The following is an 18,719-nucleotide window of genomic DNA, read 5'->3' as shown; positions in this document are numbered from 1 at the left end:
CCATCATGAACCGTCTTCGTTTTCCCGCCCTCCTTTTGATCGCACTTCTCACCGCCGGCATCACCGCATGCGGCGATACCGACACAACCGAGCACGAGGATCATCACCATGATCATGGTCATGATGACCACGACCATCACGATGACCACGGTCACGAAACAGCATTCGAACTCATGCTCTTCGACCCCTCCAACGACGAGGTCCTCGCCGACGTTCACGGTGACCACTGGCATAGCGAGATTCCAGCACTCTACGTCGGCGACGAACTTGAAGTCGGCGTCAGCATTGCCGACGCCAATGGCAACGCCGTTGCTCTCGGCGGTGAGTACACCCTCCAGGCAAGCGTCGCCGAAGGCAGCTCCGAGGGCGTCGTAGCCGTCGCGGTCCACGGTGACCACCTTGACATCGCAGCACTGGCCGCCGGCGACACGGCCATCGTCCTGGAGCTCCTGCACGATGGTACCGTCGAGTTCTCAAGCCCCGAACTTGCTCTGAGCGTAAGTGAATAACTCGTTACACTTCGCGTGTTCTTCATCCCCGATACCTCACAGTGTCGGGGATTTTTTTATGGCTCCCCCCTCCCCAGCGCGTACACTCGACGTAGACACATCCGTTTCTCGTTCTTTTTATCTGACTGGCTCGTCTCAACCTCCGAGGTGCCCGTGAGCTGGACATTTCTCGACATCTCCGCGCTTCGCGACGTCGATCTTTTCGCCAGCGTCAGCGACCGCGCGCTGGAGTCGCTCCTGGCTATCACCACCACGATGCGCCCTAAACCCGCCGAGCTTATCTTCCGCGAAGGCGACAAAGGCGACGCTCTCTACATCATCCTGGAGGGCGAAGTCCGCATCTCCAAAGACATCCACGGAGTGGGTGAGGAGGCGCTGGCGTTTCTGAAAGCCGGCTCATACTTCGGCGAGATGGCGCTGCTCGATGACAAAGCCGTGCGTAGCGCCCACGCCATCGCCGGGGGCACCTGCCACCTGGGCGTGCTCCAACGCGACGCCCTCCTGGAGCTCATGAGCAAAGACCGCGACCTGGCCAACGAGATCCTCTGGAGCTTTGTCGGCACGCTCTCCTCCCGACTTCGCGAGAGCAACGAGAAGATCGCCTTCTTCGCCATGTCCAACATGTTTGAATAAGCTCCCCGGCGAGCAACCTTGTCGCCGGCGCGTCGCGTCCGTAAACTGTGGCTATTCAAGCACAAATGGACTGCTTTCACGGAGCTCGCCGCATGAAAAAGTACGCCCAGTTTACTGACGAACATGACATGTTTCGTAAGGCCGTGCGCGACTTCTGCCTCAAGGAGCTCGCTCCCCACGCGGAAGCATGGGAGGCCGCCCGCGAGTTTCCTCGCGAGGTTTTTAAAACGATGGGCGATCTGGGCTTCATCGGCTGTCGCTACCCCGAAGAGCTCGGTGGCGCAGGTGGAGACATCTGGCACACCGCCGTACTCGCCGAAGAGCTTCCACACAGCTCCATGGCCGGCCTGGCGATGGCGATGCTGGTGCAGAGCGATATGGCCACGCCCATCATCGGCGAGCTGGGCACCGACGCGCAGAAAGAAGAGTTCTTAATACCCGCCATCCGTGGCGAGAAGATCGCTGCGCTGGGCGTCTCCGAGCCCGGTGCCGGAAGCGACGTCGCCGGCATCCGCACCACCGCAAAACGCGACGGTGACGACTACATCATCAACGGTCAGAAGACCTGGATCACCAACGGCACCCGCGCCGACTTCATCACCCTGGCCGTGCGCACCGACCCGGACAACCGCTACGGCGGCATCAGCCTGATCCTCTTCCCCACCGACACTCCGGGATTCAGCGTTGGTAAAAAGCTCGAAAAGATCGGCAACCACTGCTCCGACACCGCCGAACTCTTCTTTGAAGACTGCCGGGTCCCCGCGCGCTACCTGCTTGGCGACGAAGGCGCGGGCTTCTACTACATCATGCAGAACTTCCAGGGAGAGCGCCTGGTTGGCGCGCTCACAGGCACCGCCGGCGCTCAAATCGTGCTCGATAAGACGATCATCTACTGCAAAGAACGCCACGCCTTCGACCGCCCCCTGACCGGCTTCCAGGTCACCCGCCATAAACTCGTGGAGATGGAGGCTCAGCTCGAAGCTTGCCGCGCGCTGACCTACCACGCCGCCCAACTTTTTGAGCGGGGCATTCCCTGCCAGCGCGAGATCTCGATGGCCAAGATGATGGTTGGCGAGACGGCGATGAGCGTCATTGACGGCTGTCTGCAACTCCACGGCGGCATGGGCTACGTCGAAGAGGGCCCGGTGGCCCGCGCCTGGCGCGACACGCGCCTGCTCTCGATCGGCGGCGGCACCACCGAGATCATGAAGGAGATCATCTCCAAGGTCATGGGACTCTGAGACGAGCGATGAGACTCTGACCCACGTTTTAGCCAGTAAAAAAGCGCCTCCCGCAGGGGAGGCGCTTTTTTGCTTCACGGTTCGTCACTGACGCGTTCAGCCCTCGCGCTGCGCGCGCGCCTGACGGTAGGTGAGCACGGGCTTGCGCGCAGCGCTTGTCTCATCAAGGCGCGTTCGGAACGCGTTATGCGGCGCGCCCTTAAGTTTCTCGGGAGCCTCCAGCGCCTCGCGGTGAATGGTGCGCATCACCAGGATAAACTCATCGAGCGTGCGCAACGATTCGGTCTCGGTGGGCTCCACCATCAGCGCTCCCGACACGTTCAACGGAAAGTACGTCGTGGGCGGATGAATCCCAAAGTCGATCATGCGCTTGGCAATATCGAGCGTGGTTGCGCCCGAGGCCTTGTACGATCGGTCATCAAACACCACCTCATGCATGCAGGTGCCCGGGTACGCCACGCTGTACGTATCGCTGAGTTGCGTGCGTACATAATTGGCATTGAGCACCGCGCGCTCGCTGATCCTTGGCAGGTTGCTGCCGTACTCGCGCAGGTAGGTGTAGGCACGCACGTACACCAGGAAGTTGCCCCAGAAGGCTTTGACCTTGCCCACCGACTGCTCGTAACCCTCGCGCACGAGCTTAAACGTGGCCTTGCCCTCGACTTCATGACGCTCAATGCGCGGCACCGGAAGAAAAGGTGCCAGGTCGTCGCTCACACAGATCGGACCGCCGCCGGGGCCGCCACCGCCGTGCGGCGTCGAGAAGGTTTTATGCACGTTGTAATGCATCACATCGATGCCAAAATCACCCGGGCGCGCCTGCCCCAGAATGGCGTTCATATTGGCACCATCCATATAGACCTTGCCGCCGCCCTCGTGGACGACCTTGCAGATCTCGGCGATCTCACCCTCGAAGATCCCCATAGTGTTGGGGTTGGTGATCATCAGGCCAGCGACCGTCTCATCCATCACAGCAGCGACCGCCGCCGCGCTGAGCGTCCCATCAGGACTTGAGGGCACCTCCACCACGCTGAACCCACAAAAGGCCGCAGACGCCGGGTTGGTGCCGTGCGCAGAGTCCGGCACGATGATGCGCGTGCGCTTCGTATCACCACGCGACTCATGAAAGGCGCGGATGCACATCAACCCCGTGAGCTCGCCCTGGGCACCGGCGGCGGGCTGCAACGAGCAATGCGGCAACCCGGCGATCTCCGAGAGTAGCCCCTCCAGGTTCCACAGAAGCTCCAGCGCCCCCTGGGTCCAGCGCTCGGGCATATAGGGATGCAGACGCGCGAAGCCCGGTAACCGCGCGGTCGCCTCATTGATCTTCGGGTTGTACTTCATCGTGCACGAACCCAGCGGATAAAACCCGGTATCAATGGCGTAGTTCCACTGGCTGAGCCGCGTATAATGGCGCACCACATCGGGCTCGGTCACCTCCGGAAGCTCCGCGTCATTCTCGCGCAGAAGCTCGCCGAGTTCGCTGGCGACATCGACCCGCTCCACGTCCCAATCGCTCTCCGAGAAGACAAAACCGCGACGCCCCGGCTCGCTGCGCTCAAAGATCAGCGGCTCTTCAAATTGCAAACCGCGCGAGACGCGCTCGGCCGGCGAGATTGGCGCGTTTTCGACAAAGGCCTCAAGCCCTACAGGGTTTTCCATCGCTTGCTCCGTCATCTGCTGATTCTCCGTCACATCCACGATGCGAAAGATGCGAACCACACACCCGAGCCAGACCGTGTGCCTGCAACCCGCGTGTCGCATTGCTCATAGAAGAGGCCCGGGGCTGTGCGCAAGCAACACCGAACCTGATCCCTCCAAAGATGACGTACCTGAGCTCATCCCAGACGCGCGATGACCTCATCGGCCAGCGCTTTATAATGCGCCGCCCCTCGGCTCTGCGGTGCATGATCAAAGATCGACTCCCCGCTGAGCTGCGCGCGCGCAAGCTGGGTGTTGATGCCGATGGTCTGCCCCAGCACCAGATCGCCCCAGGCCGCCTCAATGCTCTGCAAAATCTCCTGGTTGATCGTCACATTTCGACCATCGACCCGCGTGAGCACCACCCCAAGAATCTCGACACGGTGATGGAGGCGGTCCCGAATTGTGAGCACGGTCTCCAGAAGTTCATCGGCCCCCTGCACACTCAAGGGCGAAAGATCGGTGGGAATGAGCACCTGATCGGCCGCAAGAAGCGCGTTAAGGGTGAGGTTCCCCTTATTGGGCGGGCAGTCCATCAAAATCACGTCGTAATGAGTGCGCGCGTACTCCAGCGCGTCACGCAAAAGCAGCTCCTTTCCGATCTTCTGACTGATGCGCCCCTCGGCTTCGGCCAGCCCCCGATCGGCTGGCGTCAGGTCGAGGTTGGCGATCGTGGTGGAACGGCGAGCGTCGAGCACATCAAGGCGCTCCTCCGAAAGCAGCACCTCGCTTATCGGCGTGGGCTCGGGCCCAACCGCGGGTAACGCCGAACTCAAACTCGTGGAGCAATGCCCCTGCGCGTCGAGGTCAATCAGGAGCACCTTTTTGTCGTGAAAGGTGGCCAGGGCGCTGGCCAGGTTGACGGCGGTCGTTGTTTTCCCTACACCTCCCTTCACCGTCGCCACGGCTATCACCACCGCGCTGCGCTGCCCCCTTGGGTAACGCGACTCGTTTTTGACCAACTTTCGTAAGCCCGTCGAAATCAGATTGCGCATGATCGCCTTCGTTCGTTTTTGAGGTGAACCGGTCTGGCCTAAGCGGCGAAAAGACATCATAGAAGCGTTTGACTTACAAGGCGAAACCCGTATGGTGGACAGTCCCTTCAAGGGCAACTAGAACCCCCGCGTCACGGCCTCGCTGCTGAGTTGCGTCTGATTTCTTGTCAGCCGTAGTCCTCATCCAGGGATGATCCCGGGCAGCTTCGCGGACGCACTGATACACCGGATTGACTCATGATGATGAACACTACTTTCCCTCAGAGCCTGGCGCAGTGTACGCGCCGTTTCCTGGCCTCGCTGGCGCTGGTTGTTTCGGTCGCGGCCTTCTCCACCGGTTGCCCCGGTGACGACGTCGCAGCTGCGACCTGTGTCACCGACATCGACTGCGACCTCGGCACCGTCTGCGGCGCCAACAGCCTGTGCATCGTCGCCGAGTGCGAATTCTGCACGATCGAACAGGTCTGCCTGATCACCCCGGAGCGCCCCGAAGGCTCCTGCTCCGCGCCTGAGTGCTACAGCCCGGACGATTGCTCCAACGGTGAAGCCTGCATTGAAGGTGTTTGTGGCGGAAGCGTCCAAACCGGCGACTGCCAGAACGCCAGCGACTGCGATGAAGGTGAGGTCTGCAACCTGGGTGGCGAGTGCGTTCCCGGGAGCAGCGACAACACCTGTGAGAGCACCGACGATTGCGAGCAGGGCACCGAGTTCTGCGATCCGGGCACAGATCAGTGCATCCCCATCGTCGATTGCAACACGGTAACATGCGGCGACGGTGAGCGATGCGTTGAAGGCTACGGAACCTGCCAGCCCGACTGCACCCTTCCCGGCGCGAGCTGCCAGGCTGGCGAATACTGCGACGAGAGCAACGGCACCTGCCAGACCAACAACTGCTCCGATATCGGGCCGGAAGACTGCACCCCGACCAACCCGATCTTCGACACGGAAGCCTGCGCCTGCGTCCAGTGCGAAAACGCCGGTGATTGCGACGCCGGTCGTGTCTGTAACGCCGGGGTCTGCGAGCAGCAGCAGGGCTGCGCCACCCCCTGCTCCAACGACCAGCCCGGCATCTGCGGGCAGTCCGGTAACGGCACCCCCTACTGCATCAACAACTGCTGCTCCGAGTGCGTGGGTGCGGCCGACTGCTCCGCCGGCGAGCTCTGCATCGACGGCTTCTGCGGCCAGGCCCCCAACTGCACCACCGACCCCAACGCCTGTCCGGCCGGTTACGAGTGCACTGCCAGCGGCTCCTGCGAGATCCCCAACGCCGGTGGCTCCTGCGATCCCAACGACCCAACCTCCTGCCCCTTCCCCGGGTTCTGTGACCCGGCCACCAACACCTGCTCCGGCGCTGGCGGAGACGCGGGATGTGGCATGTGCAACCCCGACTGCACCTGCAGCGGTGAAGGTCAAACCTGCGACGGGCTGATGTGCACCGGTTGTGAGCTTACCGTTATACCCACGCCGCCTTTTGTTCGCGGCAACTGCCCTGACGGTCAGACCTGCATCGCCGGTCAGTTCTTCAACATGCCCAACTTCTGCATTCCCGAGTGATCGCGTCGACGCATCCTCGCGATGCTGACTTCTGATGCAGTCATACGAAAAAGCCCCGCCTCCTCAGTCCTGAGGAGGCGGGGCTTTTTTCGTTCGCGCTCAGACGCGTGGAGCGTCGGCCCGCTTACATCGTTGAAACAACCTGAGCGAATGCATCAGACCGGCGCGACCTCCTCGCCATACTCCACCGCGTTGAGTTCGCGGATGAGCAGCGCACCTCCCAGGCCCGCCACTGCCAACTCCGCGTCGATCGTTCGGGCGCTGACCTGCCTCAATGCCGCGGGCACCACGGCCGTCTCACCGACCTGCATGACGAGCGTTCCGCCTGCCCCGTCGTCAAGCACCACCCGGCCGCTCACGCAAAAGATCACCTGCGCCGTGCTGCGTTCGACCGCCCAGCGGACACGACGCTCGCCAGCCAGGCGCAGTGTCTCCAGGCGGTAACCCGGCGCGTCCACGCGAAGCTCAACGCCCTCGCCAAGCGTAATCGGCTCCACAGCCACCTCGTCGGAGGGGCGCAGCCGACTGACCTTCATCGCCTCGTCGAGGTGCAGCGCGCGCAGCTCCCCGTCGAGACCGGGGCGATTGTAGTCATAGACCCGGTAGGTGGTGTCGGAGGGTTCCTGCACCTCCAGCAGGGCCACCCCGGCGCCGATGGCGTGTACGGTGCCCGGGCTCACACGTACGACCTGCCCGGGGCGAACCGGCGCGTGATGCAACATAGGCTTAAGTGTGCCCTGGCGGGCGGCCTCAGCAAACGCTTCGGGCGCGACCTCCTCGCTGAGCCCGTGCACGATCGAGGCTCCCGGCTCGGAGTCGAGAATCATCCAGCACTCATCTTTGGAGTTCGCACCGGGGAGCTCCGCCAGATCAGCATGCCCCGGATGCACCTGCACGCTTAAGTCAGCGGCCGCATCGAGCACCTTCACAAGAAGGGGAAAACGCCTGCCATCCGGCGCCGCCGTGCCCACCAGGTCGCGCCCCCAGAGCGCAACCACCTCGCTGAGCGTGCTCCCGGCGAGTGGGCCGGAGTCCACCTGTGACTGCCCCTCGGGCAAATCCGCGACCTCCCAGCTCTCGCCATAACGCCCCGCCTCGGGAAGGGCCTTTCCGAAGTGGGAAGCCAACTTTCGCCCGCCCCAGATCTTCTCGATCAAGAGCGGGCGCATCTTCAACACATAGGGCGTGATATCGCTCATAACATCTGCGTGGGTACGTCGTCGCCGCCACCATCGGACGGTGAGAGCAGGTTGTTGATCAGCTCGTCGATCATCGGATCTTCGGCGAGCTCACTCATCAGACGAGCGCGAAGCACCTCGTCCTGAAACCCTTCCATATCGCCCTGAGCGCGGGCTGCAAGTCCTAAAAAGAGATGAGAGAGCGCGCAGATATCAAAACGCGTCGAACGCAACCCCAGGGTCACCGCGCGTTTAAAGAGGTTCTCGGCATCTTCGAGCTGCCCGACCCGAAAGAGGAAATTCGCCAGACTGAAGGCAGCCTCCGAGGCGTCGCCGAAGCTGCCCGTGGCGAGTTTGGCCTGCAGGTTGCCCTGAAGCACCTGCACCGCCCCGCCCAGGTAGGGTTGCGGGGGCTGCGAAGGGTCGATGTCTGCGTAAAGACCGCTTAAATACTCGTAGACCTGCACCGTGGAACCGTAGTCGCCCAGGCGCGTCATCGTCTCCAGGGCGGCCATGCCTCGCTCAAAGGCATCCTGAGGCTCATCGCGCCCGATCTGCACAATGGCGATGTAGAGGTTGGCGCGGGCCTGACCGTAGGTTGACCCCTCCTCTTCAAAAAGTCGCTCCGCCTCCAGAAACGCGATCAAAGCCTGCTCCAGCTCACGCTCGCCCATCGCCGTCCACCCCTGGAACATGCGCACGCTGGCCATCGCGTTGTCTTCGGTATGCGTGCTCAGGGTGAGCATCTCGCCGACGATTCGGGTGGTGAGTTCGGGATCACCCATCGAGGCCCAGTAGATGCCAGCCAGAAGTCCGATGGCGTCGCCCTGACAGGCATCGGGGCAGAGCTCCACGATCTCATCGACGATCTCGCGCACCCGCCCGAAGTTGCCGACACCGGCCAACATCTCGGCGTTCATGCTCAGCGCGGAGAGGTAACTTGTGCCGGGTCGCTCGTCCTGACGCGCTTGCAGATACGCCTCAGACGCGGCCAGAGCAGCCTCGGGCTGCTCCAGGAAGTCGAGCAGCCTCACCCGAGTTCCCAGCGCATTGAGGCGCGCGCGCTCATTGCTCTCGGCGCGAGCGATCGCCTCATCCTGCAAGACCAGCCAGAGGGCCTCATCAAAATGCCCCAGCGCTCCCCAGCGCATCGCGTACTGATCGCGCACATGCCAGCGCCAGGGCCCCTGGAGCCCGGGCGAGCGAAGCGCGTCGTGAAGGTGCATGAGCGCCTCGGCGTTCTGGCCCCGATAGACCATCAGCGCGCCGAGCACCGTTGCGCCCACCTGCCCGAACGCCTCTTCACCAAGCGCGTCGATCGGCCCCATGTCCACACCGCCCTCCGGGGGAGCGGCAACCATACCGCTGCCCAGCGCCGGGCTCAGGCCGGTGTAGTTGAGCACCAGGTGCTCTTCGCCATCGCGATCCACCACTGAGACGCCTAGAAGCATCGCCGGAAGCTCGTTGGAGCTGGCCAGCGAACCCCAGCGGTGAAAATTCTCATCGGCCGCGTCGATCGAGGCATCAAAGGGCTCGACGCGCACGCGCGCACCGGGCATGCGATCGATATAGGCCTGCAGATGCGCCACGACTTTCGCGTTGAGTTCATCACGCCCCTCCACCGGGCTGATATACATCACAGCCTCGGCAGGAGCTTTGCCAAAACTCGGCTCGGCAAAGAGTACCTGATCGCCCTCGTTGATCGTGCCGGCCCAGCCGTAGTCGTGATGGCCCACGCGCAGCCGACAGGTGCTCGTCTCGGCCTCAACCTCCACGATCATGCACACGCCCAGGAGCCGACGGGTGAGCTGGCCGGCAGGGACGCCTTCGGCCTCCGGGTTGCGCAACACCAGGTACATATCCCCCTGCTGCACACCTTCGATGCCCCCGAGGTTCACCCCCAGATGGGTCGGGCCGCTGTAATCAATCGAGGTTAACTCGCCGACGCCCTTCCCCATCGATTCGGGCTCGCCATCGGCCAGCTCCAGGGCCGGCTGAAGCGCTATGACATCGGTCTCCGGGAAGATGTAAAGCGGATGCACCCGCCAGCTCGCCGCGCCGGCATTCTCAACGACCTGCCCCACAAAGAGCGCCGGGGGCGCGGTCCCCTGGAGGGGCCAGACGCCATCGTAGCGCCCGAAGACGGCTTGCCCGACCTTAAGTTGCTCACCGCCGACCACATAAAGAAGACCGTCATCGCCGCGCTCAAAGCGCGCCTCTTCCTCCGGGTCACCGGCCGGTGCGGTCTCAATGGGGGTATCAGGCCAGGCCACCGGCCCCTGCGGGGTCGACGCGCAGGCCGCGCTCAACCCCAGAAGCGTGCCCAGGATCAGAGAGTTTCGTAGCCCGGACATCGCATTTTGACTGGTCATGCATCCTCCAAAAGTCACTCCAATAGACTGTCCTCATACTAAGCACAGCGGACGAGTCTCCAGCAAGCTCTCCGAGATTCGCGAAAGTTCGTCTTTCGGGGAAGTTTTAGCCCTGCTCATTGCTTGTGTGTGCAGTTGATCCCTTCGCCACCCATCTTCTAGTGTGGCGCCGCTGCGAGCCTCGCTGCTCGCAGTCTTTTTTATGGGCCCCGGCCCCCTCTGCATTCCCACTCCCCCCCGCCCTCCCCCCTCCCCGAGTAGCCGTACATGTCCCGCGACCAGAACATCAACACTTCGCCCATCGTCGATCGCGAGCAGCTTCTTGACTTCTTCCGCGCCGGCGAAAAAGACCGACGCCATCGCGGTGTGGGAACCGAGCACGAGAAGTTCGTGCTGCGTGCCTCCGACCAGAACATGGCGTCCTACGAGGAGAAAGGCGGCATCGGCGATCTTCTGCAGACGCTGGTGGCCGAGCACGGATGGGAGGCCACCGCGCTGGACCGCGGCCACCTGGTGGCGCTTGTGCGCGACGGGGCGGCCATCACGCTGGAGCCGGGCGGTCAGTTCGAGCTCAGCGGCGCGATCTTTAAAACCGTCTTTGATACCGCCGCCGAGATCGACACCCACTTCCGGGAGGTCAAAGCTGCCGGCGGCGACCGGCTCACGTTTGCCTGCTGGGGCCTTAACCCCACCTACGACCTCGATGCGATTCCCTGGATGCCCAAGGCCCGCTACGGGATCATGCGGGATTATATGCCTACCCGTGGCGACCTGGCCCACTGGATGATGAAGGGCACCTGCACCATTCAGGCGAACTTCGACTATGTGAGCGAAGATGACGCTGCCGACATCATTCGCACCGCCGTGCTCGCCAGCCCGGTGGTCGGCGCGCTCTTTGCCAACAGCCCGGTTCGTCTGGGCAAGCCCACCGGAAAGCAGTCCTTTAGAAACCACATCTGGACCCGCACCGACCCCGACCGCAGTGGCGTGCCGGCCTTCATGTACCGCAACGACTGGGGCTACAGCGAGTATCTGGAGTACTTGCTCGACGTCCCGATGTTCTTTGTGCGCCGGGAGGAGGGCTACATCGACCTCGCGGGCTACTCCTTCCGCGACTTCGTCGACGGCAAGCACCCGGATTACTCCCCGGTGCTCGGCGACTTCGAGCTGCACGCCTCCACGCTCTTCCCCGAGGTCCGGCTCAAGCAATACATCGAGGTACGCAGCGCCGACGGTGGCCCGCGCGACTTCATCGTTGCGCTGCCCGCGCTCTGGAAGGGGCTGCTCTACCACGAGCCCAGCCGCAGAGAGGTCGTCTCACTCTTCGAGCCCTTCGATGAGGCCAACCACCGCGCGCTCTACGTCCAGGCCATGGACGGCGGCATTCACGCGGAGAGTGCCTTCGGACCGGTGCTCGATCTTGCCCGCGAACTGGTGTCCATCGCCACGCGCGGGCTCGACGCCCTGGCCGCCGAATACGGTCACGAAAGTGAGGCGGTCTTCCTCAAGCCGCTCGTCGAGATCGTGGAGAGCCGCCGCAGCCTGGCCGACCGTTTCGCCGACGACTTCGCCGAGACCGGCGGCGACCTCGGGGCGTTACTCAAACGCCACGCGATCTAAAAATTTAAATAAAATCGTAAACTTACACCTTTACTTCAACGTCTCACCGCCCCCCGGAGCATTCGGGGGGCGCTCCCATCTCTTCAGACGTTGAACGAGAGCGTTTATGATTCGCCATCTCTTGCCGGGCGTCCTCTTCGCCCTGCTGGCCGCGTGTGTGCTGTCTTTTATCGCCGCGCGAAGCGCCCAGGCCACGCTGCCAGACTCGCATCATTCCGACACACAGGCGCCGCCGCCGCTCCCGGAGCTCGGTCAGCTGGAGCTCCCCTGGGAGTGCTCGGAGGCTTTCCGCGTCACCCAGACCCACGACGTGGGAAGCCACACCGGGCTGGGCACCTGGGCCTTCGATTTCGATCTTCCCGTGGGCACCCCGGTCAGCGCGCCGGCCGCCGGGGAGGTCAGGCTTGTGCACGATGACTCGACCCGCCACGGCTGCGGACCGGAGTTTGCCTGGGACGCCAACTACGTGGTCATCGATCTTCAAAACGGCTACGACGCGCTGCTTTTGCACCTGGATGCCGGCTCGGTCACCGTGAAGCCCGGCGACAAAGTCGAGGCAGGCCAGGTCGTCGGCCGGGTGGGCAACTCGGGCTGGGTCTGCGGCACGCATCTGCATTTTCAGGTGCAACGCAGCTGCTCCAGCTGGTGGTGCCAGTCGGTGCCGGCGGGGTTCGCGGAGCATCCGCAGCCGCAGACCGGCCAGGAGCTCAGCCGCCCGGTGTGTGAGGCCGAGCCGCAAATGGCGCTGGCCGGCTGAATCTCCCGGCGACCACGACCTGTACCCGGGATGCGGCGCGCACCACCTGGAGCGAGCTTCGGGCTCAGAGGCGGCCGCAGCGAAGCCGGGGAGTCTCCAACACGATCGCATCATCGGTGGCCTCCAGCGCTCGCTGCACAAGTGCCGTGGCCAGCTCCACCGCATCGGTGGGCGCGTAGCGATCGTGGAGGGTATCAGCCCCCACCGCGCTCAGTCCTTTGAAGATCGCCCCGGAAACCACTCCGGCGACGCGCTCCATCGGGCGACTCTCTTCGCGATCGGGGCCGGTGATAAGCCCGGGCCGGGCGATGATGTAGCTCAGCCCGCTTTCCCGCACCGACTCCTCGGCCTTCCAGCGCGCTTTATAATAGGCCGAGGACGACGACGCGCTCACGCCCATCGCCGAGAGGTACACGAAACGCGCCTTCGGGGAGCCCGCCGCGCAGGCTCCGGCCAGAAGCTCGGTGAGGCCAAAATCAATCGCCTCATAACCGGCGTCCTCCTCGGTGTTTTTGTCGCGCGCGCGGGTGGTGCCGATGAGGCAATAGACCAGCTCGGGACGCAGCTCGCTGAGCGTGGCCGTCATCGCGCCCTGCTCCCAGGCGGTGGTGTCCACCCGGGCGCCCCACCCCTCGAACCTCTCCCGCCAGCGCTCAAGGCTGGAGGAGTCCGGGCGCACATGCGCCACCACCTCCACGCCCTGCGCGGCCAGAATGCGCACGACCTGCTGACCGGTGTAGCCGGTCGCCCCGGCGACAAATGCACGTTTCGTCGATTCTTTGCTCATTGTCGCCGCCTTCAAACGGGCCTCAAAAGGCACACGCAAGCCATTGAATTCATTACCTTAATAACCCACATCATCGGGAAGTTCGATCGTGCGGTCCAGCGGGAACATCCGGTCGAGCCACATCCCGCGACGCTCGACGTCGTCCTCGTAGATGTAGAGGTAACGCAGCATATGCTCGGTGACCTTGCGCGCATAATTGCGGCCCTCGTTGTACTCGAACTCCTCGATGAGACCGGCGAAATCCCCCCCGGGGTTCTTCTCCACCCAGCGTTTGATGACGTCCGGACCGGAGTTGTAGGCGCCGGCCATCAACACGATGCGCTGAGCAAAAACATCGAGGAGTCGGCGCATATAAAACGCGCTGAAACGAAAACCGACCTCGGGCCGGTGGAAGGTGCGCACGTTGTAGTCAACGTGAAGCTCCTCGGCGATGCGGCGCGCGGTGGCCGGGATCATCTGCAAAGCGCCCACCGCGTCGGTGTGCGAAATCTGGCCGGGGCGGTAGCGCGACTCCTGGCGCATGATGCCCCACATCAGCTCCGGCGGAAGCTCGAACTCGGAGGTGGCCTCCTCCACCACCTGCCGGTAAGCCCGAGGGTAGGCCATCACCGTCTCCAGCGCCGAGGTGTCGGGAAGACGTGGCATCGCGGAGATCGAGCCACCGGTGACCTCATTCCACATCGTGTGGTAGTCGCCCACGAACTGACCCAGGGCGTGAATCCAGGCACGCTGCTGGTCGGCGGGCACCACGGCGAAAACTCGCCGACGCATCGGCAAAAAGGCCTCCCTGGCCCGCTCCGGCTCGCCCAACGCCACAAACCAGCGCACCTTCTGCCAGCGCTCGCGATCTGCGGCGCTGAGACGGGCTACCGGAAGATCATCGATGTCGACCCTGGGGCTGTCATCGGCCTGTCCCGACCCCGGCGGCCACCACACCTTCGAGGCGGTCGGATCCTTACCCTCGATCGTCGCCCGCAGCTGCTCGCCAAGCATCCCGTAGTAAGTCACCGGGTAGCGCTGGCGCAGACGATCGAGGCGAGCGATGGCCTGCTCGCGCTCCTCAAGCTGCAGGTGGGCGTAGGCCTGCCAGTAGAGCGCTTTGCCCTCCACCAGCATGTTGCCGTAGCGGTGCAGGCGCTCATAGACCTCGATGGCCTTCTGCCACTGCTGCTCTCGGATGTGCGCCCAGGCCCAGAACCCGATGACGAGCGAGGAGCGCGCGGTGCGATAGCCGCGTTTGTCGATGTACTGCTCAAAGCCCTGGATGGCCCGCTCGTTTTCGCGATGATCGTAGGGGAGCCAGCCCCGGTAGTAGTCCACGGCCTCCGACCAGGTCCCGCGCGGGTAGCGCGCCTGGTAGGCTTCCAGGGTATCGAGCGCATCGTCGTAGCGCTCCTGGCGCATCTGGGCGCGGGCGTACTGGTAATGTGCGGCTTCCGCGTGGCGTGTGCGACCGGCGGCAAGCTCTCCGTAGAGTTCTTCGGCGAGCACCGGATCATCGCGCAGGCGGTTCAGAGCGATGTCTGCCAGGTGCCAGCGCACGGTGGCGGCGTGCTCTTTGTGATCGGCAAAAGGTTCAAGCGCAGCGCGGGCCTCCTCGTAATCCCAGGCCTCATAGAGGGCCAGTCCGCGGCGGACTTTTGCGGCGTCATCGAGTTCACCGACGCCCACGCTTAAGCCGGGGCGGCGCGTGGCATCTTCGGCCGGGTAGCGCGTCAGGAGCGCGCGGGCATAGGAGCTGGCCGCCGCGCCCTGGCCTGCGGCCAGGGCCAGATCATGGCGCAACCGGGCGCGGCGCGCGGCCAGATGTCGGGAGTCTGCGCGTCGCCCTTCGGGCTCCGCTCTTCCTAAGTCTTCGAGCTGCGCTCGAGCCTCGTCCGCACGGCCCAGGAGCACGAGCAACTCGGCGCGATCGATGCCGGCCGCAAAACGATCGGTGCCATCCTGCGCCTTATCAAAGAGCCAGGCCAGCGCATCGACCGCCACATCGAGTCGCCCCGCGGCGATGGCGGCCTCTGCCACCAGGTGCTGGCGAAGCTCTTCCACAGGCCCGAAATCCGCAGCGTTTTGCGCCTCAGCAAGCACCCGGGCGGGGTCCGTCTCCACCTCCACACGCCAGCGGGCGTAGGCGTCGGTAAGCTCGGCCGGCGGCTCATCTTGAGCAAGAACGGGCGAACTCATAAGAAAAACGCCCAGCAGAACCCCCAGCGCGATCAGCCTGGCGAGGCGCAGGCGCCACGAGCACTCTGCGATGAACGGTTCTCGTAATCTGCCTGTGATGTGCTCATTCAAAGCCAACGTCCTTTGCTCTCCGACTCCCCGGTCCGCACTCTGCACCTGTCGGTAAAGCGCGGAAAAATTTCGTCACACACACGACCTCGTCCACACGCCCCCCCGCCCGGCGGCAAAAGGCCGCACAGCGATGATGCACGGCTCCGGGCTCGCGTGGTGACGACGTTTATTTGGGTTTACCCGCCCCGGACTTCGAAGACTTTGAGAACTTCGCCGACTTCCCGGAGTTCTTCCCACCCGACTTCGGCGCGCCGGATTTCGACGATTTCGCCGACTTCTGCGAGCGACCGGAGGAGGTGCGGCGGGTGTTGCCCTGGCCCTTTGCTTTCGCATGTGAGCCTTTACCGGAGTCGCTCTTTGAGTCGCGTTTATGCTCCTTCATCCTCTCCTCCGGGACGCTGACCTCGGCGTCACGGCGCGAGCGCCGGCGGTTCTCCTCAACAGTCGTGGGCGGTACCACCGAGTGGGTCGTCTTCCAGGGAAGATCGTCGCCCTCGTTTTCGCTGACACCGAGGACCTCCTCAAGATCGAGCTCTTCTTTGCGATCATCGGAGAGGTACTCGTCGAGGAAGGCGCGCCGAAAACTCTCAAAGCGCCCCTCTTCGATGGCCTGGCGCATCGCGCGCATCAGGTCCTGGTAGAAGGTGATGTTATGCAGGGTAGCCAGCACCGAACCCAGGATCTCTTTGGAGTTGATCAGGTGGTTGATGTAGGCCCGGCTGAAGTTGCGGCAGGCGTAGCAGTTGCAGTTGGTATCCAGCGGGAACTTATCGGCCTTGTAGCGCCCCTTGGTCACCCGGTAGCGACCGTGACGCGTAAAGATGATGCCCGAGCGCGCCAGACGGCTGGGCAGCACGCAGTCAAACATGTCGACGCCGCGGGCCACCGCTTCCACCAGATCCTCGGGGTAGCCCACGCCCATCAAATAGCGCGGCTTCTCGGCCGGCATAAAGGGCTCAGTCTGATCGATGGTGTCCATCATCAGCTGGTGGCCCTCCCCCACCGAGAGCCCACCGATGGCATAGCCAGGCAAGTCCTGCGAGCAGATAAGCTCCACCGAAAGACGGCGCAGATTAGGGAAGGTCGAGCCCTGCACGATGCCAAAGAGCGCCTGGTCGGTGCGGGTGTGCGCTTTGCGGCAGCGCTCCAACCAGCGCGAGGTCCGGTAGACCGCCTCCTCGGCCAGCTGGTAGGGGGCGGGGTGAGCGACCACATGGTCAAACGCCATGATGATGTCGGCTCCCAGTGCTTCCTGAATCTGCATGCTGCGCTCGGGCGTCAGCTGAATGGCTTTGCCGCCCTTTTTGAACGCGAAGGTCACGCCCTCTTCTTCGATCTCGAGCTTGGGAAGCGAGAAGACCTGGAAGCCCCCCGAATCGGTGAGAATCGGTGCATCCCAGCCCATCATGCCATGCAGCCCCCCGAGCTTCTTGACGATCTTTCCGCCCGGCGCGATGTTGAGGTGGTAGGTATTTCCCAGACAGATCTCCGCGCCGGTTTCCCGAAGATCGCGGGGGGTCATGCCCTTGACCGTCCCGCGGGTGCCCACCGGCATGAAGGCCGGGGTCTCGAAGCTTCCGTGGGTCACGGTGACTTTCCCGCGGCGCGCGCGCCCGTCGGTGCATTTAAGTTCAAAGCTGAGCGCCTGCGAGGGCGCGCCTTCCTGCGTGGTATCTGTCATAAGATCTTTATCGTGGGTAAGTCGGTCGATGAGATGAGCCGGGCCCTCTCGGAGCGCGGCGTCGTCGCGCTGCCCCGGGGGCGCGGCCAAAATGCCTCAGCGCGGCGGTCGAACGCAACCGCCGCGCCAACTTCCTTTTTCTGCGCTCTTGGTGACTGTCATGCTGATCGCGCTTGCTCTGGTTCTTGTCGGGTTTGTGGTGTTGATGCTTGGTGCCGAGGTGCTGGTTCGCGGGGCCTCGGCCCTGGCGCTGGCCATGGGAATCTCGCCGCTGGTCGTCGGCCTTACGGTGGTTGCGCTGGGCACAAGCGCGCCGGAGATCGCGGTAAGCGTGGGCGCAGCGCTCGGCGGCACAGGCGATCTGGCCCTGGGCAACGTCATCGGCTCCAACATCTTCAACGTCCTCTTTATCCTGGGGCTCTCGGCGTTGATCACGCCGCTGGTGGTGCATAACGCCATTGTGCGCCGGGACGTACCGGTGATGATCGCCGCATCCGTGCTTGTGTGGTGGATGGCCCGCGACGGCATCCTCGTTCGCGTCGAGGCCGTCGCGCTCTGCGGTGGTCTTGTAGCCTATATCGTTGCGCTGCTGTTGGAGGCCCGCGCCTCCCCCGAGCCTCTCGACGCCGCGCTTATCGATGCGGCCGCCGAACACGCATCGTCCGACGATGCAAGCGCGTCAGACGCTCCGATCCGGAGCGATGGCTGGAAGCAACGTCTCTTTCAGGTGACGATGCTCCCGGCTGGCGCGGGGCTTCTGGTAATAGGCGCAGGCTGGCTTGTCGACGGGGCGAAGACCATCGCACTGGGCCTGGGTGTGAGCGAGCTGGTCGTCGGCCTGACTCTGGTCGCCGCGGGCACCTCACTGCCCGAGGTCGCCACCTCGGTGCTCGCCGGGGTACGCGGCCAGCGCGACCTGGCGGTGGGCAACGTCATCGGCTCCAACATCTTCAACCTGCTCGCAGTACTGGGGGCGGCCGGGGTGGCGAGTCCCGACGGCTTACGCGTGGCCGCCGCCTCGCTGGCCTTCGATCTCCCGGTGATGGTGGCCGTAGCGGTGGCCTGCCTGCCGATCGTCTTCACCTCGCAGCGCGTCGACCGCTGGGAGGGTGCCGTCTTCATGGTCTTCTATCTGGCCTTTGTGCTCTACGTCGTCTTCAACGCCACCGAACAGTCCTACGCGGCGGAGTTCAAGGCGACGATGTTTGGCTTTGTCGGCCCGCTGACGTTGCTCACGCTCGGCGTCATGGGACTTCGCGAGTGGCGCTACAGACAGCAGCGAGACGATGCCCGGGAAACGAGCGCGCCTGAAGAATAAAGAAATCCCCCTGCGACCGGACAAAAAAAAGCCGACCGGAAAATCCGGTCGGCTTTTTTTCGGAAGCGTGTCGAACACCCA

The 18,719-nt window shown here is 63.7% G+C and carries 14 protein-coding genes; 7 read left to right on the top strand and 7 right to left on the bottom strand.

The window, feature by feature from the left end; all coding sequences use genetic code 11:
- Positions 1 to 5 precede the first annotated feature (5 nt).
- From EA187_RS01255 to EA187_RS01245, 3 genes are all read left to right on the top strand, one after another.
- Entirely contained in the window at positions 6 to 509 is a 504-nt protein-coding gene (locus tag EA187_RS01255) for a hypothetical protein (protein ID WP_127778914.1), read from the top strand.
- Between the two features lie 153 nt (positions 510 to 662).
- Complete coding sequence (locus EA187_RS01250) at positions 663 to 1,142, top strand: cyclic nucleotide-binding domain-containing protein (protein ID WP_115603308.1); 480 nt, start codon at positions 663 to 665, stop codon at positions 1,140 to 1,142.
- A gap of 92 nt (positions 1,143 to 1,234) precedes the next feature.
- Positions 1,235 to 2,383: an acyl-CoA dehydrogenase family protein gene (locus EA187_RS01245; protein ID WP_115603309.1), complete on the top strand. Its 1,149-nt coding sequence runs from the start codon at positions 1,235 to 1,237 to the stop codon at positions 2,381 to 2,383.
- Between the two features lie 96 nt (positions 2,384 to 2,479).
- Here EA187_RS01245 and gcvPB read toward each other — a convergent pair whose 3' ends face one another.
- A complete protein-coding gene (gcvPB, locus tag EA187_RS01240; protein WP_115603591.1) occupies positions 2,480 to 4,045 on the bottom strand; it encodes an aminomethyl-transferring glycine dehydrogenase subunit GcvPB in 1,566 nt (521 codons plus the stop codon).
- 176 nt (positions 4,046 to 4,221) lie between these two features.
- On the bottom strand, positions 4,222 to 5,079 hold the full coding sequence (locus EA187_RS01235) for a ParA family protein (protein WP_164855883.1): 858 nt from the start codon (positions 5,077 to 5,079) through the stop codon (positions 4,222 to 4,224).
- A 237-nt stretch (positions 5,080 to 5,316) separates the two neighbouring features.
- On the opposite strand from EA187_RS01235, the gene EA187_RS01230 reads away from it, so the two are divergent.
- Positions 5,317 to 6,633 (top strand): hypothetical protein, encoded by a 1,317-nt coding sequence (locus tag EA187_RS01230; RefSeq protein ID WP_115603311.1) that lies wholly within the window; start codon positions 5,317 to 5,319, stop codon positions 6,631 to 6,633.
- A 155-nt stretch (positions 6,634 to 6,788) separates the two neighbouring features.
- Here the strand turns inward: EA187_RS01230 and EA187_RS01225 are convergent, their stop codons facing one another.
- Positions 6,789 to 7,832, bottom strand: a complete 1,044-nt coding sequence (locus EA187_RS01225) for a type I phosphomannose isomerase catalytic subunit (protein WP_127778913.1) — start codon at positions 7,830 to 7,832, stop codon at positions 6,789 to 6,791.
- Positions 7,829 to 10,183: a tetratricopeptide repeat protein gene (locus EA187_RS01220; RefSeq protein WP_127778912.1), complete on the bottom strand. Its 2,355-nt coding sequence runs from the start codon at positions 10,181 to 10,183 to the stop codon at positions 7,829 to 7,831. Before EA187_RS01220 ends, EA187_RS01225 begins: the two co-directional genes overlap by 4 nt.
- Positions 10,184 to 10,450: 267 nt before the next feature.
- Here EA187_RS01220 and EA187_RS01215 point away from each other — a divergent pair, with 267 nt between their 5' ends.
- Entirely contained in the window at positions 10,451 to 11,803 is a 1,353-nt protein-coding gene (locus tag EA187_RS01215) for a glutamate--cysteine ligase (RefSeq protein ID WP_115603314.1), read from the top strand.
- A 106-nt stretch (positions 11,804 to 11,909) separates the two neighbouring features.
- A complete protein-coding gene (locus EA187_RS01210) occupies positions 11,910 to 12,560 on the top strand; it encodes a M23 family metallopeptidase (protein WP_115603315.1) in 651 nt (216 codons plus the stop codon).
- A gap of 64 nt (positions 12,561 to 12,624) precedes the next feature.
- Here EA187_RS01210 and EA187_RS01205 read toward each other — a convergent pair whose 3' ends face one another.
- The 3 genes from EA187_RS01205 to tgt form a co-directional block, all read right to left on the bottom strand.
- A complete protein-coding gene (locus EA187_RS01205; RefSeq protein WP_115603592.1) occupies positions 12,625 to 13,347 on the bottom strand; it encodes an NAD(P)H-binding protein in 723 nt (240 codons plus the stop codon).
- A 57-nt stretch (positions 13,348 to 13,404) separates the two neighbouring features.
- Positions 13,405 to 15,528, bottom strand: coding sequence for a transglycosylase SLT domain-containing protein (locus tag EA187_RS01200; RefSeq protein WP_127778911.1), 2,124 nt, complete (start codon positions 15,526 to 15,528; stop codon positions 13,405 to 13,407).
- Positions 15,529 to 15,805: 277 nt separating this feature from the next.
- Complete coding sequence (tgt, locus tag EA187_RS01195; protein WP_127778910.1) at positions 15,806 to 17,320, bottom strand: tRNA guanosine(34) transglycosylase Tgt; 1,515 nt, start codon at positions 17,318 to 17,320, stop codon at positions 15,806 to 15,808.
- 160 nt (positions 17,321 to 17,480) lie between these two features.
- Between tgt and EA187_RS01190 the strand changes: the two genes are divergently transcribed.
- The gene (locus EA187_RS01190; protein WP_115603317.1) at positions 17,481 to 18,638 is read left to right on the top strand and encodes a calcium/sodium antiporter; all 1,158 of its coding nucleotides are present in this window, start codon (positions 17,481 to 17,483) and stop codon (positions 18,636 to 18,638) included.
- The last annotated feature ends 81 nt before the right edge of the window (positions 18,639 to 18,719 follow it).

This window comes from Lujinxingia sediminis, assembly GCF_004005565.1.
Taxonomy (GTDB): domain Bacteria; phylum Myxococcota_A; class Bradymonadia; order Bradymonadales; family Bradymonadaceae; genus Lujinxingia; species Lujinxingia sediminis.
The sequence above is the reverse complement of the archived record's forward strand: the minus strand, read 5'-3'. Positions and strand labels throughout refer to the sequence as shown.